20 protein-coding genes and 2 pseudogenes are annotated in these 25,089 nt (G+C 73.1%); 11 read left to right on the top strand and 11 right to left on the bottom strand.

The window, feature by feature from the left end; genetic code table 11:
• Positions 1-493: 493 nt before the first annotated feature.
• The 6 genes and pseudogenes from ACFW6P_RS26210 to ACFW6P_RS26185 all read right to left on the bottom strand — a co-directional run.
• Positions 494-640: pseudogene (locus ACFW6P_RS26210) on the bottom strand (IS30 family transposase); the annotation flags it as partial.
• A 131-nt stretch (positions 641-771) separates the two neighbouring features.
• A complete protein-coding gene (gene cseC / locus ACFW6P_RS26205; protein WP_386354385.1) occupies positions 772-2,127 on the bottom strand; it encodes a two-component system sensor histidine kinase CseC in 1,356 nt (451 codons plus the stop codon).
• Between the two features lie 7 nt (positions 2,128-2,134).
• Complete coding sequence (gene cseB / locus ACFW6P_RS26200) at positions 2,135-2,836, bottom strand: two-component system response regulator CseB (RefSeq protein WP_386354388.1); 702 nt, start codon at positions 2,834-2,836, stop codon at positions 2,135-2,137.
• A 126-nt stretch (positions 2,837-2,962) separates the two neighbouring features.
• Positions 2,963-3,616 carry a hypothetical protein gene (locus ACFW6P_RS26195; RefSeq protein ID WP_386425006.1) on the bottom strand — a complete coding sequence of 218 codons (654 nt, stop codon included), beginning with the start codon at positions 3,614-3,616 and terminating at the stop codon, positions 2,963-2,965.
• On the bottom strand, positions 3,604-4,143 hold the full coding sequence (locus tag ACFW6P_RS26190; RefSeq protein WP_386354392.1) for a SigE family RNA polymerase sigma factor: 540 nt from the start codon (positions 4,141-4,143) through the stop codon (positions 3,604-3,606). Before ACFW6P_RS26190 ends, ACFW6P_RS26195 begins: the two co-directional genes overlap by 13 nt.
• 282 nt (positions 4,144-4,425) lie before the next feature.
• Positions 4,426-5,367: an A/G-specific adenine glycosylase gene (locus ACFW6P_RS26185; RefSeq protein ID WP_386354394.1), complete on the bottom strand. Its 942-nt coding sequence runs from the start codon at positions 5,365-5,367 to the stop codon at positions 4,426-4,428.
• 1,060 nt (positions 5,368-6,427) lie between these two features.
• Here ACFW6P_RS26185 and ACFW6P_RS26180 point away from each other — a divergent pair.
• On the top strand, positions 6,428-7,282 hold the full coding sequence (locus ACFW6P_RS26180; RefSeq protein ID WP_386354397.1) for a hypothetical protein: 855 nt from the start codon (positions 6,428-6,430) through the stop codon (positions 7,280-7,282).
• Between the two features lie 77 nt (positions 7,283-7,359).
• Here the strand turns inward: ACFW6P_RS26180 and disA are convergent, their stop codons facing one another.
• Together disA and radA are read right to left on the bottom strand one after the other, a co-directional pair.
• On the bottom strand, positions 7,360-8,484 hold the full coding sequence (gene disA, locus ACFW6P_RS26175) for a DNA integrity scanning diadenylate cyclase DisA (protein WP_386354400.1): 1,125 nt from the start codon (positions 8,482-8,484) through the stop codon (positions 7,360-7,362).
• An 80-nt stretch (positions 8,485-8,564) separates the two neighbouring features.
• The gene (gene radA / locus ACFW6P_RS26170; protein WP_386425003.1) at positions 8,565-9,974 is read right to left on the bottom strand and encodes a DNA repair protein RadA; all 1,410 of its coding nucleotides are present in this window, start codon (positions 9,972-9,974) and stop codon (positions 8,565-8,567) included.
• Positions 9,975-10,167: 193 nt separating this feature from the next.
• Here radA and ACFW6P_RS26165 point away from each other — a divergent pair, with 193 nt between their 5' ends.
• Positions 10,168-11,901: a hypothetical protein gene (locus ACFW6P_RS26165; RefSeq protein ID WP_386425000.1), complete on the top strand. Its 1,734-nt coding sequence runs from the start codon at positions 10,168-10,170 to the stop codon at positions 11,899-11,901.
• 27 nt (positions 11,902-11,928) lie between these two features.
• Here the strand turns inward: ACFW6P_RS26165 and ACFW6P_RS26160 are convergent, their stop codons facing one another.
• Positions 11,929-12,738 (bottom strand): hypothetical protein, encoded by an 810-nt coding sequence (locus ACFW6P_RS26160; RefSeq protein ID WP_386354409.1) that lies wholly within the window; start codon positions 12,736-12,738, stop codon positions 11,929-11,931.
• Positions 12,739-12,809: 71 nt separating this feature from the next.
• On the opposite strand from ACFW6P_RS26160, the gene ACFW6P_RS26155 reads away from it, so the two are divergent.
• The 4 genes from ACFW6P_RS26155 (at position 12,810) to ilvD (ending at position 17,348) form a co-directional block, all read left to right on the top strand.
• Positions 12,810-13,742, top strand: coding sequence for a Ppx/GppA family phosphatase (locus ACFW6P_RS26155; protein WP_386354411.1), 933 nt, complete (start codon positions 12,810-12,812; stop codon positions 13,740-13,742).
• A 108-nt stretch (positions 13,743-13,850) separates the two neighbouring features.
• The gene (locus ACFW6P_RS26150; protein WP_386354414.1) at positions 13,851-14,675 is read left to right on the top strand and encodes a sugar phosphate isomerase/epimerase family protein; all 825 of its coding nucleotides are present in this window, start codon (positions 13,851-13,853) and stop codon (positions 14,673-14,675) included.
• A gap of 44 nt (positions 14,676-14,719) precedes the next feature.
• Positions 14,720-15,352, top strand: a complete 633-nt coding sequence (locus ACFW6P_RS26145) for a TetR family transcriptional regulator (protein WP_386354453.1) — start codon at positions 14,720-14,722, stop codon at positions 15,350-15,352.
• A 142-nt stretch (positions 15,353-15,494) separates the two neighbouring features.
• Complete coding sequence (gene ilvD, locus ACFW6P_RS26140; RefSeq protein WP_386424997.1) at positions 15,495-17,348, top strand: dihydroxy-acid dehydratase; 1,854 nt, start codon at positions 15,495-15,497, stop codon at positions 17,346-17,348.
• 59 nt (positions 17,349-17,407) lie between these two features.
• Here the strand turns inward: ilvD and ACFW6P_RS26135 are convergent, their stop codons facing one another.
• The gene (locus ACFW6P_RS26135) at positions 17,408-19,531 is read right to left on the bottom strand and encodes a serine/threonine-protein kinase (RefSeq protein ID WP_386424994.1); all 2,124 of its coding nucleotides are present in this window, start codon (positions 19,529-19,531) and stop codon (positions 17,408-17,410) included.
• A 183-nt stretch (positions 19,532-19,714) separates the two neighbouring features.
• On the opposite strand from ACFW6P_RS26135, the gene ACFW6P_RS26130 reads away from it, so the two are divergent.
• From ACFW6P_RS26130 to proC, 5 genes are all read left to right on the top strand, one after another.
• Positions 19,715-20,047 carry an SH3 domain-containing protein gene (locus ACFW6P_RS26130; RefSeq protein WP_386424991.1) on the top strand — a complete coding sequence of 111 codons (333 nt, stop codon included), beginning with the start codon at positions 19,715-19,717 and terminating at the stop codon, positions 20,045-20,047.
• Positions 20,048-20,089: 42 nt separating this feature from the next.
• Positions 20,090-20,602, top strand: coding sequence for an EamA/RhaT family transporter (locus tag ACFW6P_RS26125; RefSeq protein ID WP_386424989.1), 513 nt, complete (start codon positions 20,090-20,092; stop codon positions 20,600-20,602).
• Between the two features lie 341 nt (positions 20,603-20,943).
• Positions 20,944-21,771 carry an ABC transporter ATP-binding protein gene (locus ACFW6P_RS26120; protein ID WP_386424986.1) on the top strand — a complete coding sequence of 276 codons (828 nt, stop codon included), beginning with the start codon at positions 20,944-20,946 and terminating at the stop codon, positions 21,769-21,771.
• Positions 21,768-22,544 carry an ABC transporter permease gene (locus ACFW6P_RS26115; protein WP_386424984.1) on the top strand — a complete coding sequence of 259 codons (777 nt, stop codon included), beginning with the start codon at positions 21,768-21,770 and terminating at the stop codon, positions 22,542-22,544. The genes ACFW6P_RS26120 and ACFW6P_RS26115 overlap by 4 nt, the downstream gene beginning before the upstream one ends.
• A 123-nt stretch (positions 22,545-22,667) precedes the next feature.
• A complete protein-coding gene (gene proC / locus ACFW6P_RS26110; protein ID WP_386354433.1) occupies positions 22,668-23,480 on the top strand; it encodes a pyrroline-5-carboxylate reductase in 813 nt (270 codons plus the stop codon).
• 46 nt (positions 23,481-23,526) lie between these two features.
• Here the strand turns inward: proC and trpS are convergent.
• Positions 23,527-24,560: pseudogene (gene trpS / locus ACFW6P_RS26105) on the bottom strand (tryptophan--tRNA ligase).
• Between the last annotated feature and the right edge of the window lie 529 nt (positions 24,561-25,089).

The raw sequence follows: 25,089 nt of genomic DNA, 5'->3' as shown, positions 1-25,089 counted from the left end.
GTGGAAGGTGGTAGGTCCGGCAGGTACGGCGGAATGTGCGGCCTGTGGAAGGTGGTAGGTCCGGCAGGTACGGCGGAATGTGCGGCCTGTGGAAGGTGGTAGGTCCGGCAGGTACGGCGGAATGTGCGGCCTGTGGAAGGCGGCACGTCCGGCAGGTACGCCGGAACGCGTCCGGCCAGGTCCCGTGTGAGGCCCTCGGGGTACCCTTTGACCGGCGGTTTCTAGGGATCGTCGCAACACATGATCGGTTGTGTCAGACGGCGAGCAGTTTATGCAGACGCTCGGCTGGGGTTTCCCAGCCGAGCGTTTTGCGTGGTCGGCCGTTGAGCTGGGCGGCGATCGCGCGGACCGTCGCCTTCTCCAGGAGCCGGTCGGCTATGTAGATCCGGTCGGCTTCCCGCAGGTACCGGGACGCACCAGAAGGCGGCAGAACCGGTCTGGCCGGTGCTGCCGCCTTCTGCCGGCCGGAGGGGTTCCGGCCGTTGCGCCATCGCTTTCCCGTACGGAGGTTGATGCCAACGGCCTTGGCCGCCTCCGCGTAACTCACGCCTTGCTGCACGAGCCGGAAGTATTCCTCCCGCTCACGGGTCAGCTTCCTGCGGCCCTGAGCCACCGTCCGGGTCCGCCGGATCTCGAACATCGCACCCCTTGAACTGGAGTGTTGCGACGATCGCTAGAACCCAAGGACCCCAAGGACGTGGGGGCCTTCGCCGTGCCGTGCCGGGCGCCGCGACCGGAGCCTCTGTCAGACCCCCGGCCACGTGAGCGGGCCTACGTTCCCGGCGCCGGCAGCATCGGGTAGCTGCCCGTGTTCGTCGGCGCGTGCTCCGGCAGCCACAGCACCGCCACCGCGCCCTCGGCCGGTACGTCCTCGGGCGCGCCCGGCGTGCGGACGTTGCGGAAGGTGAGCCGGGCGCCCAGCACCCGGGCCTGCCCGGCCGCGATGGTCAGGCCGAGGCCGTGACCGTGGCCGGCCCGGTCCTTGCTGCCGGTGCGGAAGCGGCTCGGTCCCTCGGCGAGCAGGTCCTCGGGGAAGCCCGGCCCGTGGTCGCGGACCCGGATGACCCGGCCCTCGACGGTGACCTGGATGGGCGGCCGGGCGTGCCGGGCGGCGTTGGCCAGCAGGTTGAACAGCACGCGCTCCAGGCGCCGGGGGTCGGTCGTGACCTCCGACTCGTGCACGATCCGCACCTCGATGTCCGGATCCTTGGCCGCCACCCGCCGGGTGACGAACGCGCCCAGCATGATGTCCTGCAGCTCCGCCCGCTCCGAGGCGCCGTCCAGCCGGGCCACCTCCAGCACGTCCTCGACGAGCGTGCGCATGGCCTTGGCCCGGTCCAGCACCAGCTCGGTGGGGCGGCCGGGCGGCAGCAGTTCGGCGGCGGTCAGCAGCCCGGTCACCGGGGTGCGCAGCTCGTGCGCGATGTCGGCCGTGACCCGCCGCTCGGCCTCGATGCGCTGCCGCAGCGCGTCCGCCATGGCGTCGACCGCGCTGGCCAGGTCGTCGGTCTCGTCGCGCACGACCCCGCCCATGGCGTCCCGGACCCGGACGTCCGTCTCGCCGCCCGCGAGCTGGTTGGCGGCGACGGCGGCCTTGCGCAGCCGCCGCGAGAGGTGCCCGCCGATGAGCACGCCGAGCGCGCTGCCGCCCAGGACCACCGCGATGGACCCGATGAGCAGGGCCTGGTCGAGGTCCTGCAGGATGTCCGAGCTGCGATCGGTGAAGCCGGAGTGCTGGGACATCACGTGACCGTTCTTCAGCGGCACGGCGGCCCATATGTCCGGCGCCCCGTTCGCCTGGTCGGTCACGTAGGTCGCCCGCTGCCCGGCCTCGACCCGGTCCCGCAGCTCCTCCGGCAGGTCCGGGTCGTCGATCTCGGTGTTCGGGAAGTTCATCCGCCCGGACAGCTCGAAGTTGCGCTGGGCGATCATGATCCGCTCGTCGGCGAGGTCGCGCGCGTTGTCCAGCATCGACACCCGGGCGGCGTTGTGCACGACCAGGCTCAGGGCGATCGCCACCAGCGCCCCGACCAGCGCGATCGCCGCGCTCAGCTTCCATCTCAGCCCCGTGCGGATCCCCGCGCGCTCCAGACCGGCGGCGACCAGGCGCCGGAAGTGCCCCTTCATCCCCGGCTCAGGCCTTCAGCTTGTAACCGAAACCGCGGACCGTCTCGATCCGGTCCTGCCCGATCTTCTGCCGCAGCCGCTGCACGTGCACGTCCACGACCCGGGTGTCGCCGCCCCAGCCGTAGTCCCACACCCGCTCCAGCAGCTTGTCGCGGGAGAGCACCGTGCCCGGAGCCGAGGAGAACTCCAGCAGCAGCCGCATCTCGGTCGGCGTCAGCGCCACCGGCTGCCCGGCCCGGCGGACCTCCATGCCCTCGGTGTCCACCTCCAGGTCCCCGAAGGTCAGCACCGCCCCGGCGGCCGGATCGGCGGGCTCCTCGGCCCGGCCGCCGCCCGCGTGCCCGAAGCGGCGCAGCACCGCGCGGATCCGGGCGACCAGCACGGCCCCGTCGAACGGCTTGGTGACGTAGTCGTCGGCGCCCGCCTCCAGACCCAGCACGACGTCGATGGAGTCGGCCCGCGCCGACAGCATGATCACCGGCACGGTCGACTCGTCCCGGATGCGGCGGCACAGGCTGACCCCGTCGAGGCCGGGGACCATGACGTCCAGCAGGGCGATGTCGGGGCGGTCGGCCCGGAACGCCTCCAGGCCGGACAGTCCGTCGGGCATGGCGGTGACCACGAAGCCGTCCCGCTCCAGGGCGAGCTGCGTGGCCTCGCGGATGACGTCGTCGTCCTCGACGAACAGGACGTGGGTCTGGTCTGCCATCCCGGTGCTCTCAGTCCTCTGTGGTTCGTGGGGTGCGTTCTTCCTGCTGGGACGCACGGGGCGTGCGCCGCGTTCACGGGGGCATCGTTCCGGGCGCCCCGATCGGTCCACGGCCCGCCGCGCGCGTCAGCTCGCCGGCCCCGGCGGCGCGCTGTCGCCGACGACCTTCCCGTAGTCGTTGTGCGTGCGGTACTTCTCGGTGAACCGGCCGGACGCCCAGCGGAACGTGATCACTTTCTCCCCGGAGGGGCTCGACACCGGGTCGCCCTTGTCGTACACCTGCTTGGTCACCACCAGGTCGCCGCGGTCGATCTCCGCGTAGACCGGGGGCTCCTCGGCCTTGAACACATTCTTGTACGCGCCGTCCTGCTCGCGGTACACGTAACTGCCGACGCCCACCGCGTCACCGCAGGTCAGCACGTTCACGACGATGTCGTCGGCCGAGTTGCCGGTGACGTTGCCGTAGGAGACGTCGACCGGGTACTCGTCGGCGACACACGGCTTCAGATCGCGTTTCACCTCCGGCGCGACCTGCGGGTCGTCCTTGACGAGCCTGACCGCGTCGACCGTGTCGGGCGTCCTCGACGGCGCGGCCGGGGGCGTGGCGGCGGCGCCCGCGACCGAGTCGGCGTGCGCCGGACCCTCGTCCCGGGCGCCGGTGCCGCCGGAGGCGCACGAGGAGGCGAAAAGGGCGAGGGCGGCGAACACGGCCAGTGCCGTGATCACCGCCTGGTTACAGCCCGGGGTCCGGGAAGGACCCTCACCGGTCAGGCCGCGCACCGCTCCCGCTCCTCACGCTCCAGCGCACGTGCGTCGAGGTCGCGGGACTCCAGCTCCTCGCGGAGCCGGGCGAGCGCCCGGTGCAGCGTGCTCTTGACCGTTCCGGCCGACATGCCGAGGGCGGCGGCCGTCTCCTCCGTGGACATCTGCTCCCAGTGTCGCAGGACCACGACACTGCGCTGCTTCGGGGCGAGCACCTTCAGCACGTCCATCAGCAGGGCGCGGTCGGCGTGCTGCTCGGTGGCGTCGTCGACCGAGCAGTCGGGCAGCTGCTCGGCCGGGACCTCCTCCAGCTTGCGGGCCCGCCACCACTCCGTGCGCGTGTTGATCATCACCCGGCGCAGGTAGGCGTCCGCGAACCGCTTGTCCTCGATGGTCTCCCAGCGGCCGTACGTCCGCACCAGCGCCGTCTGCAGCAGGTCCTGCGCGTCCGTCGGGTCCGGCACCAGCCGGCGGGCACTGCGCAGCAGCGCGTCCTGCCGGGTCCGGACGTACTCCTCGAACTCGAGCACCTCGCCCTGCGCCATGGTGGACCGCCTCCCGTTTCCCCGTCCGGGCCGGCTCCCCGCCGCCCGTGCACTGCCTGTGTTCCTCGGTCGTCCCGGGTGGCCCGGGAACGCAACCGAAGGTACGGAGGCCTTGTCACGGCGCTGTCCGAAGCAGCCTGCGGCCAGCGCTCGGCTGTCCGTCGGTTGTGTAACGGACGGGGGAACGGGGTGAAGCGATGGGGTGTTTGGGCATGCTTTGTAGTTATTTGTCCATCCGGCGTCACGGTGACGGCGGGCCGCCGCCTGTGACCTGCCGGTGCGTCAGGTCAGCGGGAGCCGGTACAGCCCGCCCGCCATCGGCTCCACCAGACCGTCGGCGACCAGGCCGTCCAGCGCCCGGGCCCGCTGCACCGGCTCGTGCCACACCCGGTCCAGCGCCGCCTGCGGCACCGGGGCGTGAGCCTCGCGCAGCACGGCGAGCAGCCGCCCGCGCACCTGCCGGTCGGTGCCGGCGTACGTCTGGCCCCGGCGCGGCGGACCGTCGTGCTCCGGCTTGCCCGCCAGCCGCCACGCGCACTGCGCGGCGATCGGACAGCGCTGGCACGACTCGCTCTTCGCCGTGCACACCAGCGCGCCCAGCTCCATGGAGGCGGCGGCCCAGCGGGCGGCGGTCGCCTCGTCCTCGGGCAGCAGCGCACGGGCCAGCCTGCGCTCGGCGGCGGTGGTGGCGTTCGGCGGGTACTGCACACCGGTGACCGCCCGGGCGAAGACCCGGCGCACGTTGGTGTCCAGCACCGGGTGGCGCTGTCCGTAGGCGAAGGAGGCGACGGCGGCGGCCGTGTACTCGCCGATGCCGGGCAGCGCCAGCAGCTGGGCGTGGTCGGCCGGTACGTCACCGCCGTGCCGTTCCGTTATCGCGACGGCGGCGCCGTGCAGCCGCAGCGCCCGGCGCGGGTAGCCGAGCCGGCCCCAGGCGCGGACGGCCTCGCCGGGCGCCTCCTCGGCCAGGTCGGCGGGGCGCGGCCAGCGCTCCAGCCAGTGCTCGTAGACGGGCAGCACACGGCTTACCGGCGTCTGCTGCAGCATGAACTCACTGACCATCACCCCCCACGCCCCGGCCTCGGGGCGCCGCCAGGGCAGGTCGCGGGCGTGCTCGTCGAACCAGTCGATGACGGGGGCGTGCAGGCTCTCGCCCGGGGGCGGGCCGGAGGGGGAGTCGGTGGGCGTGGGGACGGGCTGCGAGGGTTTCGTGGGAGCAGTCATGGCCTCTCGATGGTGCCACGCAGAGCCACCGTTTCGGGCACACCGCCACCCACTGCGGCGGACAGGCCCGACGATCGGCAGCGGTGGCGGCCCGCCGAGCAGCCGGAACGTCCGGGCGCGGCGCCGCTGCCTTGGGTGCCCTGCGCTGGCCGTGGTGGCCGGTCCGGTCGGGCGGTCGCCCATCAGGGCTTCCGTGCCGCGGCTGTGGTCGGGTCGCCGGTGGCTTGGGCCGGTGCCGGGGCGCGGCGCCGCTGCCTTGGGTGCCCTGCGCTGGCCGTGGTGGCCGGTCCGGGGTCGGACGGTCGCCGCTCACGGCGTCCACGCCAGGGCCGTCCTCGCGCCGCCCTCGCCGGTCCCGGTTGACGCATGGCCGGCCCGCCCGCCGCACGGGCCCCGGCCCCCCCTCCCGGAGCGGACTGCCGCTGCCGCCGGACGCCTCATGAACTCCTGCTCTCCGTAAGCCACTTCAGACCCGTTCCGATGCGGGACGCGGCATCCGGCGGCCCGGTGAAGGCCGAGAGGAACGAAAGGGCACGGAGCAGGAGGAGTTCGCACGGTGACCAAATGCCGCGCTGAACGGGCGGTCCAGCACCGCCCGCAGTACGCCTTCCCCCCTTGCGCAGGCCGCCTCACGCGGCGCGTGCGCCCCTGCCCGGCGGCGCGGGGTGCGGCACTCACCTCGGGTCACGCCTCACCGGCGCGTGCGCGGGTCCACCCGGGGGCTCACGTGTTCCGTCCTCCTCATACGGCCAGGCGCTCACAGGGCGGCGGACCCCCGGCGTGGACACCCCCGTGCGGCAGGGGACTTGAGCAGCGTGCCCACCACGTGGTGGCGAACAGCGAGGCCGGGGCCGGCGAGCGATCCGGCCCCGCTTCGATACCGACGGTCACGGAAGGTAGTCGGTGCGTCGATATCGTCACACTGCGCGATCGCCGGATACGGCACCCGGCGAAAGACAAGTGTGAAGTGGTCTTTCTCCAAAATGATGATCCGGAAAAGTTGTGTCCTGAGCGGCGGGTGGGACGGGCGAACGCACCGATCTCTCGTAAGGTTTGCGCCGTGGGATCTCTGCGCAATCCGGTCGGGCCGCTTCCCTCCTCCATCTACTGGCGTCGGAGGGTCGTACTGGTGTCTGTGGTCGCCGTGTTGGCGCTCCTGATCACCTGGATCGTCACCATGGGCGGCGGGGGCGGCAAGGGCGGCGGCAACGGCGCCGACGGCAAGAATCCCGCGCCCTCGATCACACCGGGACCGTCGGGTTCGGGACCGGCCATCAGCCAAGCCCCCGGCGGGCGCGACGAGTCGGGCGGTGCGGACTCGGGCGGCTCGTCGTCGGGCTCCGGGGGTGGTTCGGGGGACGGCTCCGGTGACGGCTCGGGCGGCGGCACCGGTGACGGTTCCGGCGACGGCTCCGCAGGGTCGGGCGGGTCGGAGGGCGGCGACGGCTCCGGAGGCGGCACCACGGGCGTCGGCGTCGGCGCCGGCGACACCCTGCCGGCCGGTTCCACCCTGCCCAACTGCACCGCGAGCGTGGTGAAGTTCAGCCTGCGCAGCCGCTACAACTCCTACGACCCCGAGCAGACCCCCACGTTCCTGCTGACCGCGCGGAACATCTCCGGCAGCGACTGCAAGCTCGACCTCGGGCCGGAGAACGCGGTGTTCACCATCACCCCGTCGAGCAGCGACGACGACTACTGGTCCAGCAAGGACTGCCCCAAGCCCGACGCGCCCCGGCTGTACCGGGTGCCCGCGGGCGACGGCATCACCTACACGCTGAAGTGGGACCGCAAGCCCAGCGCCCCCGAGTGCGCCACGCCCCCGGCGGGCAAGGCCGGCACGGGAACCTACCTCGTGGAGGTCAAGGCTCCGGGCTTCGCCAAGGTGCAGACGTCGTTCGTGCTGTCGGCGGACTGACGGCCCGGCCGCGAGGACACGCGAGGGCGGTACCCGGCGACAGGTACCGCCCTCGGCCGTTGGAGCCCGCTCGTGGGCTAGACGTACCGCTCCAGGATCGACGACTCCGCCAGCCGCGACAGCCCCTCGCGCACGCTGCGCGCCCGGGCCTCGCCGACGCCGTCCACCGTCTGGAGGTCGTCGACGCTCGCGGCGAGCAGCTTCTGCAGCCCGCCGAAGTGCTCCACCAGGCGGTCGATGATCGCGCCGGGCAGCCGGGGCACCTTGGCCAGGAGGCGGAAACCGCGCGGCGAGACAGCCGAGTCCAGCGTCTCGGGCGAGCCCGTGTAGCCCAGCGCCCGGGCCACCGTGGGCAGTTCGAGCAGCTCGGCGTGGGTCAGGGCGTCGAGCTCGGACAGTGCCTCGTCGACCGTGCGGGAACGCTTGGCCGTGGGCTCGGGGACGTAGTCCCGGACGACCAGCTCGCGCTCGGGCTCCACACCGGCGATCAGTTCGTCGAGCTGGAGGGCGAGGAGACGTCCGTCCGTGCCCAGCTCCACGACGTACTCGGCGATCTCCGTGGCGATGCGGCGCACCATCTCCAGGCGCTGGGCGACGGCCGAGACGTCCCGGACGGTCACCAGGTCCTCGATCTCCAGCGCCGACAGCGTGCCCGCGACCTCGTCGAGGCGGAGCTTGTAGCGCTCCAGGGTCGCCAGGGCCTGGTTGGCGCGGGACAGGATCGCCGCGGAGTCCTCCAGGACGCGGCGCTGGCCGTCGACGTACAGGGCGATCAGCCGCATGGACTGGGACACCGAGACGACAGGGAAGCCGACCTGCTTGCTGACGCGGTCCGCCGTGCGGTGCCGGGTGCCCGTCTCCTCCGTGGCGATCGTCGGGTCCGGGACCAGCTGCACGCCCGCGCGCAGGATCTTCGACAGGTCCGAGGACAGCACGATGCCGCCGTCCAGCTTGCACAGCTCGCGCAGCCGGGTCGCGGTGAACTCCACGTCCAGCACGAAACCGCCGCTGCACAGCGCCTCGACGGTCTTGTCGGACCCGAGCACGATGAGCCCGCCGGTGTTGCCGCGGAGCACCCGCTCCAGGCCGTCACGCAGGGCGGTGCCCGGTGCCACGGCGCTCAGAGAGGCGCGCACACGGCCATCGGTACCGGCACTCCCACCGGACTTTCCGGGAGCTGCTGCCCGGTCGTTGGCTGCCACTGCACTCCTCCGGTCGCAGGTTCTGGGCGCCCCCGTGTCGCGCGCTGGGTTCGCACGGACGGGCGAGACCAGGGCAAAGTCTACCGGCGACCCTCCTCTTCCTGGGGGGACTCTCTGCGACGGGAGCGGGGAAGGACCCGCAGGGCGTCCCCTATGTCCGCGACTTCCAGGACCTTCATGCCTTGCGGGATCTTGCCGGGATCGCCCGGTACCAGCGCGTGTGTGAAGCCCAGACGGTGGGCTTCGGTCAGGCGGCGCTGTACGCCCGTGACGCGTCTCACCTCTCCGGCGAGGCCCACTTCGCCGATGGCGACGAGGTTCTTGGGGAGAGGTGTGTCACTCGCGGCGCTGGCGAGCGCGAGGGCGACGGCCAGGTCGGCGGCCGGCTCCGAGAGCCTCACGCCGCCGACCGTCGCGGAGTAGATGTCCCGTTTGCCCAAGGCGCTGATCCGGCCGCGCTGTTCCAGCACCGCCAGCATCATCGAGACACGGGAGGTCTCCAGGCCCGAGGTCGTGCGGCGCGGGGAGGGGATCTGCGAGTCGACGGTGAGCGCCTGCACCTCGGCGACCAGCGGCCGGCGGCCCTCCAGGGTGACGGTCAGGCAGGTGCCCGGGACCGGTTCGGCCCGGCGTGTCAGGAAAAGTCCGCTCGGGTCTGCGAGGCCCGTGATGCCCTCGTCGTGCAGCTCGAAGCAGCCGACCTCGTCGGTGGTGCCGTAGCGGTTCTTGACGCCTCGTACGAGGCGGAGGCGGGCGTGCCGGTCGCCCTCGAAGTGCAGGACGACGTCGACCAGGTGCTCCAGCAGGCGGGGGCCCGCGATCGCGCCGTCCTTCGTGACGTGGCCCACCAGCAGCGTGGACATGCCGCGTTCCTTGGAGGCGCGGATCAGGGCGCCCGCGACCTCGCGGACCTGGGCCATGCCGCCGGGCGCCCCGTCGATCTCGGGGGAGGCCACCGTCTGCACCGAGTCCATGACGAGCAGCGACGGCTTGACCGCGTCCAAGTGGCCGAGGACCGCCGCCAGATCCGTCTCGGCCGCCAGGTACAGGTGGTCGTCGATGGCGCCGATGCGGTCGGCGCGCAGCCGGACCTGGCTCGCCGACTCCTCGCCCGTGACGTACAGCGTGCGGTGCTCGTCGCTCGCCGACTTGGCCGCCACGTCCAGCAGGAGGGTCGACTTGCCGACGCCCGGCTCGCCCGCGACCAGCACCACCGCCCCGGGGACCAGTCCGCCGCCGAGCACGCGGTCCAGCTCGGGCACGCCGGTGGGGCGGGCGGTGGCCTGGCGGCCGTCCACCTGGCCGATGGGCAGGGCGGAGGTGGTGACCCGCCCGGGCGTCGTCGTACGGACCGCGGGCGTGCCGTACTCCTCGACCGTCCCCCAGGCCTGGCACTCGGGGCAGCGGCCGAGCCACTTCGCCGTCTGCCAGCCGCACTCCGTGCAGCGGTAGGACGGGCGGTCCTTGGTGGATTTCGTACGAGCAGCCATGGACGAAACCGTAGCCGCCGCCACTGACAACGCCGGCACCGGTCGGCGCCCCCGCCCGCCGGGTGGGGCCCGCCGCCCCGCCCCTGCGGCGGAACCGGAGGCCCGTCCCCGTTTGAGGGATCGTTTCACCCGTACGGATTAAATGTGCTCAAGCCGACAGAAGCCGCCCCTCCCGGCCCCCTACGGTCGCCGAATGATGAGCAGTACTCCGGAGACCCTGACCCGCTCGACCCGCACGGCCGGCGCACACCGGGCGCACCGGGAAGCGCGTGATCGCGGGGCCGCGCGCACGCTGGCGCAGCGGCCGCCCGCGCGGTACGAGCCCTACCTGGACGGCCTGTTCACCTACTGCCTGTCGGTGCTCTGCGACCACGACGGCGCGACCGCCGCCCTGAGCGACGTCCTCGCGCTCGCCGAACGCCGCGGCCGCCACGTTCCCGCCGCTCCCGCCGACCGCAGGGCCTGGCTGTACGCGCTGGCCCGCTGGGCGTGCCTGCGCAAGCTGGCCGACGCCCAGCAGAAACGTCAGAGCAGCCACGCGGCGGGCCGGGTCGCCCGGGAGCGCCACGACCGCCCGGCCGCCCCGGGCGTCTCCGAGGAGGTCCGCGAGCGCCGCCGCCGCGAACTCGCCCTGCTCGCCTGGCCGGAGGCCGCCGGCACCACCCCGGAGCAGCGCGAGGCGCTCGAACTGGCGGTGCGCCACCACCTCACCGCGCAGGAGGTCGCCGCCGTCCTCGGCCGGCACGTGGCGGCCACCCGCGACCTGCTCGCCTCCGCGGCCTGCGAGGTGGAACGCACGCGTGCCGCCCTCGCCGTCGTCGAGACCGGGGCGTGCCCGAGCGTGGCGCACCTCGTCGGTGACGACCGGCTGGTGCTCGGCACGGCCCTGCGCGGCGAACTGGTCCGGCACGTCGACGACTGCCCGCGCTGCCGCCGCACGGCCGAGCGCGCCATCCCCGGCCGCTGGCCCGGCACCAGCGTCACCCCGGCGGAACTGCCCGTCCTGCCCGCCCCCCGCGCGGCCCTGGACGTCGCCATGAGCCACCACCCGCGCGCGCGGAGCGCCGCACCCCGCTTCGACCGGCGCGGCTTCCCGATGGACCCCAAGGACCACGCCGCCCGCCGGGACCGCCTGCGCGCGCGTGCCGTCACCACCACGGTCGTCGCCACCGTCGTCGCCGCGCCCGTGCTGGCCCTGTGGGCTGCCTACCGGGGCACTCCGGTCGGCGAGGGCCAGGACGGCCGCTCCGCCTCCGCCCACGAGGCCGGCGACCCGCCGGGCCCGGACGGCGCGGCGGGCGGCGGCTACGAGAACACCGGCAACGCCGGCACCCGGCCGGCCCCCCGCTTCGGCGAGGACGGCAAGGCCGACGTCTCGGTGGAGGTCATCGGCGTCGCCGGCGCCGGCCGCGAGCCCGCCCTGGACGTCACGGCGCACACCAGCGGTGACACCACCCTGGTCACCCTCACCGCCTCCGGCGGCGCCCCGGTCCGCTGGTCCGCCTCCACGGGAGCCGCCTGGCTCTACCTCAGCCGGTCCTCCGGCACGCTCCGCCCCGGCGAGTCGACGACGCTCAAGGTGTACGTCGACCACCTGCGCGAGCCCTCCGGCCCCTGGCGCGCGCAGGTGGCACTGGCTCCGGTCGGCGCCGTCGTGCACATCGGGGGCTACGGCACCGCGGCCACCCCCTCCGCGCCCGGACCCGGACCGCGTCCCAGCGGCCCGAGCGACCCGCCCCCCACCCGGCCCGACCCGACGCCCACGACCTCCGCCCCGGACCCGGACCCGGACCCGACACCGACGACCCCGCCGCCGTCCCCCGACCCGGACCCCACGCCCACACCGGCGGACCCGGCCCCGACCGAGCCGACGGGCTCGACGTCCCCGCTCTCGGACAGCGGCGACCCGAGCCCGTCCGCGTCGTAGCCGGGCCGGGCGAGGCGGGTCGGCGGATCAGGCCGCGGGGCCGGCCGGATCCGCCGGATGCGGGGCCACCAGCGGCAGCAGGGAGGCCAGCCGCTGCTCGCACAGCTCGACCAGCCGGTCGTAGCCGGCCGTGCCCATCAGCTCGATCAGCTCGGGCCGGTAGGAGACGTACACCGGCTCGCCCGCGCCGTGCGCCGAGGTGGCCGACGTGCACCACCAGTGCAGGTCGTGCCCGCCCGGGCCCCAGCCGCGCCGGTCGTACTCGCCGATCGACACCTGAAGGACGCGGGTGTCGTCGGGCCGGTCGATCCACTCGTACGTCCGCCGCACCGGAAGCTGCCAGCACACGTCCGGCTTGGTCTCCAGCGGCTCCCGGCCCTCCTTCAGGGCGAGGATGTGCAGGGAGCAGCCCGCGCCGCCCGGGAAGCCCGGCCGGTTCTGGAAGACGCAGGAGCCCTCGAAGGGCCGCGTCTGGCGCTCGCCGTCCTCGTCGTGTGAGACCCAGCCGTTCCTGGTGCCCTCGGCGTGGTGCTGCCAGATGTCCGGCGTCAGCCGCGCCACGTGCTCGGCGACGCGCTTCTCGTCGTCCTCGTCGGAGAAGTGGGCACCCAGACTGCAGCACCCGTCGGCCGCACGGCCGGACTGGATGCCCTGGCAGCCGCTGCCGAAGATGCAGTTCCAGCGAGAGGTCAGCCATGTCAGATCGCAGCGGAACACCTGTTCCTCGTCCGCCGGATCGGGGAACTCCACCCACGCGCGGGCGAAGTCGAGGCCCTTCTCGTCGGACACCGCGGCACCCGGTGATTTGTCGCGCTTGGCCTTTTTCGTCTTTGGCACGCGTCCAGGGTACGGGCCTGGTGCCCCCTCCGAGGACGGCGGACGCCCGGCCTGGCAGTAGCGTGCCGTACATGAGACTCGGTGTCCTCGACGTGGGATCGAACACGGTGCATCTGCTCGTGGTGGACGCGCATCCCGGCGCGTGCCCGCTGCCCGCGCACTCGCACAAGGCGGAACTGCGCCTCGCCCAGCTCCTCGACGACGACGGCGCGATCGGCCCCCACGGCGTCGACCGGCTGGTCTCGGTCGTCCACGAGGCGCTCCAGGCCGCCGAGGACAAGGGGGTGGAGGAGGTCCTGCCGTTCGCGACCTCCGCCGTGCGCGAGGCCCGCAACGCCGACGACGTCCTCGCGCGCGTGCGCAGCGAGACCGGCGTCGAGCTGCAGGTCCTCACCGGCGAGGAGGAGGCCCGGCTGACCTTCCTCGCCGCCCGCCGCTGGTACGGCTGGTCGGCCGGGAAGCTGCTGGTCCTGGACATCGGCGGCGGTTCCCTGGAGATCGCCTACGGCATGGACGAGGAGCCCGACGCGGCCGCCTCCCTGCCCCTGGGCGCGGGGCGCCTCACCGCCGGCTGGCTCCCCGGCGACCCGCCGGACGCCGACGACGTCCGCGCCCTGCGCCGCCACGTCCGCACCGAGATCGCCCGCACGGTCGGCGAGTTCAGCCGCCTGGGCGTCCCCGACCACGTCGTCGCCACCTCCAAGACGTTCAAGCAGCTCGCCCGCATCGCCGGTGCCGCCCGCTCCGCCGAGGGCCTCTACGTCCAGCGCGAGCTCAAGCGTGAGTCCCTGGAGGGCTGGATGCCGAGGCTGTCCGGCATGACGGAGAGGGAACGGGCGGAACTGCCCGGGGTCTCCGAGGGCAGGGCGGGCCAGCTGCTCGCGGGTGCCCTCGTCGCCGAGGCCGCCATGGACCTCTTCGGCGTGGAGCGCCTGGAGATCTGCCCGTGGGCGCTGAGGGAGGGCGTGATCCTGCGCAGACTGGATCACATGGAGACGGCGTAGGGGTCCTTTCCCGCAGGGCGGGGCGAGGCCGCGACGCCACGTGGCAATCACCACAACCGCGAACGGACGCCCCACGACCTCCCCGTCCCACCCCGTAACCTGTCCTGCATGGCAGAGCCAGCCGTGAGGATCCCGGACGCGAAGGTCGCCCTGTCGACGGCCTCGGTCTACCCGGAGTCGACGGCCACGGCCTTCGAGATCGCCGCGCGCCTCGGCTACGACGGGGTCGAGGTCATGGTCTGGACCGACCCGGTCAGCCAGGACCTCGAAGCCCTGCGCAGACTCAGCGACTACCACCAGATCCCGATCCTGGCCGTGCACGCCCCCTGCCTGCTCATCACGCAGCGCGTCTGGTCCACCGACCCCTGGACCAAGCTCCGGCGGGCCCGCGCGGCGGCGGAGAAGCTCGACGCGAGCACGGTCGTGGTGCACCCGCCGTTCCGCTGGCAGCGCCAGTACGCGCGGGACTTCGTCGCCGGCATCTGGCGGATGGCGAACGAGACGGATGTGCGGTTCGCCGTCGAGAACATGTACCCGTGGCGCTACCGTGACCGCGAGATGCTCGCGTACGCCCCCGACTGGGACGTCACCAAGGACGACTACCGGCACTTCACGATCGACCTCAGCCACACCGCGACGGCCCGTTCCGACGCGCTGGACATGGTCGACCGCATGGGAGACCGCCTCGGCCACGTCCACCTCGCCGACGGCCGCGGTTCGGCCAAGGACGAGCACCTGGTCCCCGGCCGTGGCACGCAGCCCTGCGCCGAGGTGCTGGAGCGGCTCGCCGTGACCGGCTTCGACGGGCACGTCGTCATCGAGGTCAACACCCGCCGGGCCATGTCGAGCGCCGAGCGGGAGGCCGACCTCGCCGAGGCCCTGGCCTTCACCCGCCTCCACCTGGCGTCGGCGGCGAAGGTCCCGCGGCCGTGAGCGCCCCGCCCCCGGGCGGCCCCTCGACCGGCACGGGCGACGACATCCCCGCCGACCCGGGCGACGGCACCGGGCCCGGCCCCGCCGCCCGCCGCCGTGGACGCCCCCCGCGCACCGAGTCGGCGGGCACCCGCGAGCGGATCCTCACCGCCGCCCGCGACGAGTTCTCCGAGCGCGGCTACGAGAAGACCTCCGTCCGCGGCATCGCCAAGGCGGCCGGGGTCGACCCGGCCCTCGTGCACCACTACTTCGGCACGAAGGAGCAGGTCTTCGAGGCCGCGATCACCCAGTCCTTCGGCCCCGCCCTGCAGGCGCCGAAGACCGTGGAGGAGGGCCCGATCGAGTGCGTGGGGGAGCGCCTGACCCGCTTCTTCTTCGGGATCTGGGAGAACCCGGCGACCCGCGCGCCCCTGCTCGCCATCGTCCGCTCCGCCCTCACCAACGACACCGCCGCGGCCGTCTTCCGCCGGATCGTCGCCTCGCAGCTGCTGCGCCGCATCACCGCGCGGCTGGAGCTGCCGGACGCGGAGCTGCGGGCCGAGCTGGCCGTCGCCCAGCTCGTCGGCACGGCCCTGCTGCGCTACGTCGTGAAGGTCGAGCCGCTGGCCTCGGCGGACCCCGAGCGGGTCATCGCCCGCCTCGCACCGATCGTGCAGGGTCACCTCACGGGGCCGTGACGCCCTTCACCGCCGCAGCCGACGAGACACGCGTCCCGTATTCCGGACACTCCGTCCCGCCCACTGGATGACCGGCGTACGCTCGGTAGCAGTCAGAAGTCTCCGAATCCTCTGACGCCGCCTGTAGAAGGAGCGAGCGACGATGCCCGAGCTGAGGTCCCGCACAGTCACCCACGGCCGCAACATGGCGGGCGCCCGCGCCCTGATGCGCGCCTCCGGTGTACCCGGCGCGGACATCGGCCGCAAGCCGATCATCGCGATCGCCAACAGCTTCACGGAGTTCGTCCCCGGCCACACGCACCTGGCCCCGGTCGGCCGGATCGTCAGCGAGGCCGTCAGGGAGGCCGGCGGCATCCCGCGCGAGTTCAACACCATCGCCGTGGACGACGGCATCGCCATGGGCCACGGCGGCATGCTCTACTCCCTGCCCTCCCGCGACCTCATCGCGGACAGCGTGGAGTACATGGTCGAGGCCCACTGCGCCGACGCCCTGATCTGCATCTCCAACTGCGACAAGATCACCCCCGGCATGCTCAACGCGGCCCTGCGCCTGAACATCCCGACGGTGTTCGTCTCGGGCGGCCCGATGGAGTCCGGCCGCGCCACCCTCGTCGACGGCACGGTCCGCACGCTGGACCTGGTCGACGCGATCTCCGACGCGGTGAACGACAAGATCTCCGACGAGGACATCCTCCGCATCGAGGAGAACGCCTGCCCGACCTGCGGCTCCTGTTCCGGCATGTTCACCGCCAACTCGATGAACTGCCTGACCGAGGCCATCGGCCTGTCCCTGCCGGGCAACGGCTCGGTCCTCGCCACGCACACCGCCCGCAGGCAGCTGTACGTCACCGCGGCGAAGACCGTCATGGACATCACCCGCCGCTACTACGAGCAGGACGACGAGACGGTCCTGCCGCGCGGCGTGGCGTCCTTCGCGGCGTTCGAGAACGCCATGGCCCTCGACATCGCCATGGGCGGCTCCACCAACACGATCCTGCACCTGCTGGCCGCCGCCCAGGAGGCGGGCGTCCCCTTCGGCCTGGAGGAGATCAACGACGTCTCCCGCCGCGTGCCCTGCCTGGCCAAGGTCGCCCCGAACGTCGCCAGGGACCGCACGTACTACATGGAGGACGTGCACCGCGCCGGCGGTATCCCCGCCCTGCTCGGCGAGCTGCACCGCGCGGGCCTGCTCAACGAGGACGTGCACTCCGTCCACAGCCCCTCCCTCGGCGACTGGCTGAAGACCTGGGACGTGCGCGGCGGCTCCCCGTCCGCCGAGGCCGTCGAGCTGTGGCACGCGGCCCCCGGCTGCGTCCGCTCCGCCGAGGCCTTCTCCCAGTCCGAGCGCTGGGAGACCCTGGACCAGGACGCCGAGGGCGGCTGCATCCGCTCCGTCGAGCACGCCTACTCCAAGGACGGCGGCCTCGCGGTCCTCAAGGGCAACCTCGCCGTGGACGGCTGCGTCGTGAAGACGGCCGGCGTCGACGAGTCCATCTGGACCTTCGAGGGCCCGGCGGTCGTCTGCGAGTCGCAGGAGGAGGCCGTCCAGAAGATCCTCACCCAGCAGGTCAAGGACGGCGACGTCGTCGTCATCCGCTACGAGGGCCCCAAGGGCGGCCCCGGCATGCAGGAGATGCTCTACCCGACCTCGTACCTGAAGGGCCGCGGCCTCGGGAAGACCTGCGCGCTGGTCACCGACGGCCGTTTCTCCGGCGGCACCTCCGGCCTGTCCATCGGCCACGCCTCGCCCGAGGCGGCGGCGGGCGGCACGATCGCCCTCGTCGAGGACGGCGACCGCATCCGCATCGACATCCCGAACCGCTCGATCGACCTGCTGGTCGACGACGCCGAGCTGGCCCGCCGCGAGCAGGCCCTGAACGGCGTGTACGCCCCGAAGAACCGCGACCGCAAGGTCTCGGCCGCCCTGCGCGCCTACGCGGCGATGGCGACCAGCGCGGACAAGGGCGCGGTGCGCGACGTCACGAAGCTCGGCTGAGTCCTGTCCCGCGACGAGGGCCGCCTCCCCACAGCCGGAGGGCGGCCCTCCCGCACGTCCTACCAGGCCGCCGGGTCCCGCCCGTTGACGGCGAAGACGGATCCGTCCGGCGCGGTGGCGTAGAGCCGGTCCCCGGTGAGCAGCGGCTCGGTCAGCGCCGCGGGCACCCGGTCGGACCGCTCGCCCAGCCGGGGGGAGGTCTGCCCGGCGAGCTTCCCGCGCCGGGCGTCGACGGCGAGCAGCCGCCCGTCCGGGGTGGTGACGTACACGTACCGGTCGCCGGCGACGGGCGTGGAGCCCCGGACGACGCCGGTCTCCAGGTTCCACAGCTGCTCGCGGGCCTCCAGGTCGACGGCGACCAGGGAGCCGCCGGTGGCCATGAGGAAGGCCACGTTCCCGCGCACGGCGCCGTGAGCCTGCTGGAGCGGGACGGCGAGCGGCACCCGTCGCGTCGCCCCGCTGTCCGGGCTGTAGCGGACCAGCGCCTTGGCGTCCCCGCGCGTGGGGTCGACGGACAGCAGGAACACCGACCCGGCCGCCGCGGCGAACGGCTCCAGCGCTCCCTCCAGCCGGGCGTCCCACCGCACGTCCCCCGTTCCCGGGTCGACCGCGGTGACGCGTGTGCCCGATCCGTTCGCCGAGGGGCTCGCGGCGTACGCCAGCGGGTCACCGGCGTAGGAGACGAAGTACGGCATCTCGTGGCCGGGGATCCGGTGGCTCCACATCTGGTCCCCGGAGGCGCTGTCGAGGCCGGTGACCGTCCCGTCCGTGCCGGTGAGCAGGAGCATGCCCCCGGCCGACGCCACGCCGTTGTACGCGGGCACGTCCCGCAGCCAGCTCACCTTGCCCGAGCCGGGATCGAGCGCCTCCAGGTGAGGCCCCTGGCCGATCGCGGGCTGGACGAGCCCACCGGTCAGCACCGGAGGCCCGCTTCTGGGGCCCTCGTCGACGGGATGCCGCCACACCACGTCCCCGTCGGCGGGATCGAGGGCGAAGACCAGCCCGGACACGGCACAGAGCAGCCGGCCCGCCCCGTGGGAGCACCGGGGTGTCCCCTTCCCGGGCACCGGTGTCGCCTCCCACCCGCTAAACGCGGCGGCGGTCGTCCGCGGAGCGGTGCCGCGCGGGCCACCGCCGTCGCCGCCGCTCGACGGGAGCGCCAGCAGAGCCCCGACGACGGCCAGGCCGAGCGCCCCGGCTCCCAGCGCCGCCCGCCTGCCGAGGCGCCTGCCCCGCCCGGGTCCCGCCGCCTCCTCACGAGCGGGCTCCTCGGAAGCGGGCTCCTCGGCGGAGGGCCGCCGCACCGGCACGTCGTCCGCCCGCTGAGCCGGTATGAAGGCCTGCGTGTCGTACGACGCCGCGACCGAGCGCAGCTCCCGCATCAACTCGTCCGGCGTGGGACGCTCTTCGGGCTCCTTGGCGAGGCAGCGCAGCACCAGCGGGGCGATCTCGTCCGGCACCCCGGACAGGTCGGGCTCGTCGTGCACGACCTGGTAGGCGACGACGTACGGGCTGTCCGAGTCGAACGGCCCGCGTCCCGTGGCCGCGTGCACCATCACCGACCCGAGCGCGAAGACGTCCGCGGCCGGCCCCACGTCCCGCGGCCGCCGGAACTGCTCGGGTGCCATGAAGGGCGGCGTGCCGATCAACTTGCCCGTCTCGGTGCGCAGTTCGCTGTCCGACGGCCGGGAGATGCCGAAGTCGATGACCTTCGGTCCGTCCTCGGCCAGCAGCACGTTGCTCGGCTTCAGATCCCGGTGGACGACACCGGCCCGGTGGATGTCGCGCAGCGCCTCCGCCAGCCCCGCCATGAGACGACGCAACTGGGCTGTCGCCATGGGCCCGTTCCGCTTCACCTCCTCGGCGAGGGTCGGGCCCGGGATGAACAAGGTGGCCATCCACGGCCGCCCGGCCTCCGGGTCGGCGTCGACCACGGGGGCGGTGAAGGCACCGCTCACCCGGCGCGCCGCCGCCACCTCCTGCCGGAAACGCCCCCTGAAGTCGGGGTCGCCGGCGAACTGGGCGTGCACCACCTTCACCGCGAGCCTCATACCGGAGGCGCTCCGGGCGAGGTGCACCACACCCATGCCGCCGGACCCCAGACAGGACTCCAGCCGGTAGTGACCGACGCTGTCGGGAAGTTCCGCTTCCGGTCCCGCTCCAGCGTCTCGCTGTGGCGCCATGGGACCACCCCCGTGCTGTTCGTCCGCGTGCGCGACGCACGGAGCCTAGTCGATGACTCGTACGAGGCAGAGGCGGCTTGCTAGCCTCCCAGTGCGCGTCACGCACAGGTGTTTCATGCCGTGATGCGGGGGAATCAACGGGGCCCCATGGCAGTCATGGGGCGCAACGGGGGAGGTTTTCCCATGTCCGTGGATCACGTGGAAGGGCTCGAAGGCGGGGACGAGGCCGTGGCCGGCGCGGACGCCGCCACCATGGCGGCGTCGGCCCTGACGTACTACCCGGTCGCGCCGGGCGTCCGGCTGAACGTCCGCAGCGGCCCCGGCACCGGCTACGCCGTCGTCCGGGTCCTGCCCGAGGGTGCCCAGGTCGCCATCTACTGCCAGACGCCGGGCACGACGGTCTCGGGCCCGTACGGCACGACGAACATCTGGGACAACATCGCCGACGGCGAGTACGTCTCGGACGCCTACGTCAGAACGGGCAGCGACGGCTACGTCCGTCCCCGCTGCGGCTGACGCCGACGGAGCCCGCGGCACGCCCGGCGCCATAATCGACTCGTGAGAGACGAACCCGGCGCCCCGGTCGCCCCCGCGGGCTCCCCGGCCGGCGCCACCGGCCCCCGCCCGGAGCCGCTGCGCTTCTTCGGCACCACCTGGCTCCACCACGACCGCGGCTACACGCCCCGCCGCATCGCGGTCTCCGCCGGCTCCCTCGCCGCCGCCGCCGTCTCCTGCCTGGTCCTCCGCATCGCCTACCAGGGCCTCCGACTCGCCGCCGTCGGCTCCTTCGTCACGCTGCTCATGGTCGTGATGTTCGCGATCTGCAGCGCCCTGGCCTTCCGCCACACCTGGGACGGCTTCACCCGCCGCCCCGACCCCGACCGCCAGGCCTCTCTCCGCGGCCTCCTGGCCGTCGGCTTCGTCGGCTCGCTCCTCGCCTACTTCTTCCGCTCCCTCACCGAGGCCCCCGGCGAGAAACTGCACCGCGAGGAGTACGACACCGCCCGCGCGCAGTACGAGAACCGCACGACCCGACGCTCGGGCAACCCCTCGAAGAAGCGCCGCGCCTGACGGGCAGCCCTCACCGCGTCCCCACCGCTCCCGGTCCGGGGCCCGGCCACGACGGCCGCATGACCGCACGGGCCCGCGACCGGGCCGCCACTCGGCACGCGCCCCACCGCGCCCTCCCGTCCGCGCGGCGGGAACCGGGGCCGGAACGGCCCCTCCACGCAAGGCGACGCGCCCGTCCTCGCCGTGCCACCCGTCGACGCCACGCCGACCCGGTTCCACCACACACCGCACACCACACACACCGCACACACCCCACACCGCATCCTCCCGGGCGTCCCCTGGTTCTGATACATCCCCCCACCTGCTTGACGCCCCCCACCACCGGGAGCATTATTCATCACATGATGAATAATGCTCCCGGCTCACCACGCCCCGGCCCGGCCGAAGAGTCCGCCAAAGCCGCCGAAGGCCCCGCCGTCCACGCCGACCACCTCACCGTCGTCCGCGGCACCCGCACCGTCCTGCGCGACCTCGCCTTCACCGTCCCCCGCGGTCAGATCACCGGCCTCCTCGGCCCCTCCGGCTGCGGCAAGTCCACCCTCATGCGCGCCGTCGTCGGCACCCAGGCCAAGGTCACCGGCACCCTCGACGTCCTCGGCCGGCCCGCCGGCCACCCCACCCTGCGCACCCGCATCGGCTACGTCACCCAGGCCCCGTCCGTCTACGACGACCTGACGGTCCGCCAGAACCTCGACTACTTCGCCGCGATCCTCGACCCCGGCCGGCACGCCTCCGACCGCCGACACGAGAACGTCACCCGGGCCATCGCCGACGTCGACCTCACCACCCACACCGACGCCCTGGCCGGCACCCTCTCCGGCGGCCAGCGCGGCCGCGTCTCCCTGGCCGTCGCCCTCCTCGGCACCCCCGAGCTCCTGGTCCTCGACGAACCGACCGTCGGCCTCGACCCCGTCCTGCGCCGCGACCTCTGGAACCTCTTCCACGCCATCGCCGCCGAGCGCGGCGCCACCCTCCTCGTCTCCTCCCACGTCATGGACGAGGCCGAGCGCTGCCACCGCCTCCTCCTCATGCGCGAGGGCGAGCTCCTCGCCGACGAGAGCCCCGACGCCCTGCGCACCCGCACCGGCACCCCCACCGTCGAGGAGGCCTTCCTGCGCCTGGTCGACGAGGCGAAGGCCGCAGCCCGCACGAAGGAGACGACGCGATGACCACCACCACCCTCCCGCCCGCCAAGCCCCGGGCCCTGAGCCCCTCCCGCACCACCGCCACCGCCGCCCGGGTCCTGCGCCAGCTCCTCCACGACCCGCGCACCATCGCGCTGATGTTCCTCGTCCCCTGCCTGATGCTGTTCCTGCTGCGCTACGTCTACGACGGCAGCCCCCGCACCTTCGACGACATCGGCGCGTCCCTCCTCGGCATCTTCCCGATGATCACCATGTTCCTGGTGACCTCCATCGCCACCCTGCGCGAACGCACCTCGGGCACCCTCGAACGCCTCCTCGCCATGCCCCTCGGCAAAGGCGACCTGATCGCCGGCTACGCCCTCGCCTTCGGCACCTTCGCGATCATCCAGTCCGCCCTGGCCACCGGCCTCGCGCTCTGGTTCCTCGGCCTCGACGTCACCGGCAGCCCCTGGCTGCTGCTGCTCGTGGCCCTGCTCGACGCCCTCCTCGGCACAGCCCTCGGCCTGTTCGTCTCGGCCTTCGCGGCCTCGGAGTTCCAGGCGGTGCAGTTCATGCCGGCGGTGATCTTCCCCCAGCTCCTCCTGTGCGGCCTGTTCACCTCACGCGACAACATGCACCCGGTCCTGGAGGGCATCTCCGACGTCCTGCCCATGTCCTACGCGGTGGACGGCATGAACGAAGTCCTGCGCCACTCCGACATGACGGCCGTCTTCGTCCGCGACGTCCTGATCGTCGCCGGCTGCGCCCTCCTGGTCCTCGCCCTCGGAGCGGCGACCCTGCGGCGCCGCACGACGTAACCCGCGCGGCCCGCCGATGCCCCGCGACCCGCACATCCCGCCCACCGGACACCCACCCCGCCGCACCACCGCGGAGTGCGAGGATGAACCCGGACGACGCAACCCCCGGAGGACACCCCAGCCATGCCCCAGAAAGTCGCGGTCCTCGGCACCGGCAAGATCGGCGAAGCCCTGCTCAGCGGAATGATCCGCGCCGGCTGGTCCCCGGCCGACCTCCTGGTCACCGCCCGCCGCCGGGAACGAGCCGAGGAGCTCCGCACCCGCCACGGCGTCACCCCGGTCACCAACCCCGAGGCCGCCAAGTCCGCCGACACCCTGATCCTCACGGTCAAGCCGCAGGACATGGGCACCCTCCTCGACGAACTGTCCCCCCACATCCCCGCCGACCGCCTGGTCATCAGCGGCGCCGCCGGCATCCCCACGGCCTACTTCGAGGAGCGCCTGGCCCCCGGCACCCCGGTCGTCCGCGTCATGACGAACACCCCAGCCCTCGTCGACGAGGCGATGTCCGTCATCTCCGCCGGCACCCACGCCACCGCGGCCCACCTCGCCCACACCGAGGAGATCTTCGGCGCCGTCGGCAAGACCCTGCGCGTCCCCGAGTCCCAGCAGGACGCCTGCACCGCCCTCTCCGGCTCCGGCCCGGCCTACTTCTTCTACCTGGTCGAAGCCATGACCGACGCCGGCATCCTCCTCGGCCTGCCCCGCGACAAGGCCCACGACCTCATCGTCCAGTCCGCCATCGGCGCCGCGACGATGCTCCGCGACAGCGGCGAACACCCGGTCAAGCTCCGCGAGAACGTCACCTCCCCGGCCGGCACGACGATCAACGCCATCCGCGAACTCGAGAACCACGGCGTACGAGCCGCCCTCATCGCCGCCCTCGAAGCCGCCCGCGACCGCAGCCGCGCCCTGGCCTCCGGCAACAACAGCTGAGCGCCGAAGGGGGCGTGCCGATCACCCGCCCCCAGCCCGTCTCACCTCACACCGTCACCACAGCCCGCGCACCGGCCGTCGCCGCCACCGCCGGCAGCAGCCCGATCGCGCGATACGCGCCGTCCACCGTCGGCCGGGCCATCCGCCGGGCCCGCTCCGCACCGTCCCGCAGCACCGCCTCCACCGCACCGGGATCCGCGCACAGCTCCCTGTGCCGCGCCTGAAGAGGCCGCAGCACCTCGACGACGGCCTCCGCGGTGTCCTTCTTCAGATCCCCGTACGACCGGTACGCCCCGGCCAGCTCCTCGGGACTCCCACCGGTGCACGCGGCCAGGACCTCCAGCAGATTGGCGAGCCCCGGCCGGCCCTCCCGGTCGTACACGACCTCGCGTCCGCTGTCGGTCACCGCACGCATGACCTTCTTCCGCACCACGTCCGGCTCGTCCAGCAGATAGACGATCCCCGGCCCGGTGTCGTCGCTCTTGCCCATCTTCGACGCCGGATCCTGCAGGTTCATCACCCGCGCCGCCACCCCGGGCCGCGTGGCCCGGGGCACCACGAACGTGTGGCCGTAACGCTGGTTGAACCGCACGGCCAGATCCCGCGCGAGCTCCACGTGCTGCCGCTGATCGTCCCCGACCGGCACCTCGTCGGTCCCGTACGCCAGGATGTCCGCAGCCGTCAGCACGGGATACGTCAGCAGCGACAGCAGCACGCTCCCGCCCCGCCGCCGCTCTCGCGCGGCCTTCTCCTTGTACTGGATCATCCGCCGCGTCTCCCCGTCGGTGGCCACGCACTCCAGCACGTACGACAGCCGCGCGTATCGTCCACGTGGCTCTGCACGAACACCGTGCACCGCTCCGGATCCAGCCCCGACGCCAGCAGCAGGGTCGCCGCCTGCCGGCTGAGCCGGCGCACCCGCGCCGGATCGTGGTCGACGGTCAGCGCGTGCAGATCGACGACACAGAACAAGGCGTCGGACCGGTGCTGATCCACGGCGGCCCACCGCCGCATGGCCCCCAGATAGTTCCCCAGCGTCAGATGCCCCGTCGGCTTGACCCCGCTGAAGACTCGCGTCATCTGTCTCCTCCACCTTCCGGTCGGGACCGCCGCCCCAGCGGCCGCCCCTCGGTGGTTCCGGAGGGAGAAACACGAACGGCCGCCGAAGCGGCGGCCGTTGAGCGCATACGTAAGCACGGCCGCCGTCAGGCGGCCCGCCAGGACTGGGTGCACGTATGCGTCGTCACGTCTCCCACGGTACGCCTCCACCAGCCCGTTCGCCCCTGAGTTGACACGCCGAAGGGCCATCCGTACTGTTCTCCGAGTTGTCCGACGTGAGCGCCGACCCCGGTCGGTCCCCGGACGGCCACCCCGCAAGTACTCACCACCCTGCGACGCGCAGTACTTCTGTCGTCGTTTTCTTGGCGCGTGTATTTACGGAATGAGGAATCCCCGTTCGAAAGGACGCGGCCCCCGATTAGGTCGGGAGCCGGGGAATCCGTTAGAGTCTCACTCGTCGGAACGGCCCACCAGCCGCGAGGACAAGCCCCTCTGACTGGGAATCAGGACCGAAAGGGTCTGATAGAGTCGGAACCGCCGGAAAGGGAAA

The sequence above is a fragment of the Streptomyces sp. NPDC058741 genome (genome assembly GCF_042746715.1).
Classification (GTDB): domain Bacteria; phylum Actinomycetota; class Actinomycetes; order Streptomycetales; family Streptomycetaceae; genus Streptomyces.
The sequence above is the reverse complement of the archived record's forward strand: the minus strand, read 5'-3'. Positions and strand labels throughout refer to the sequence as shown.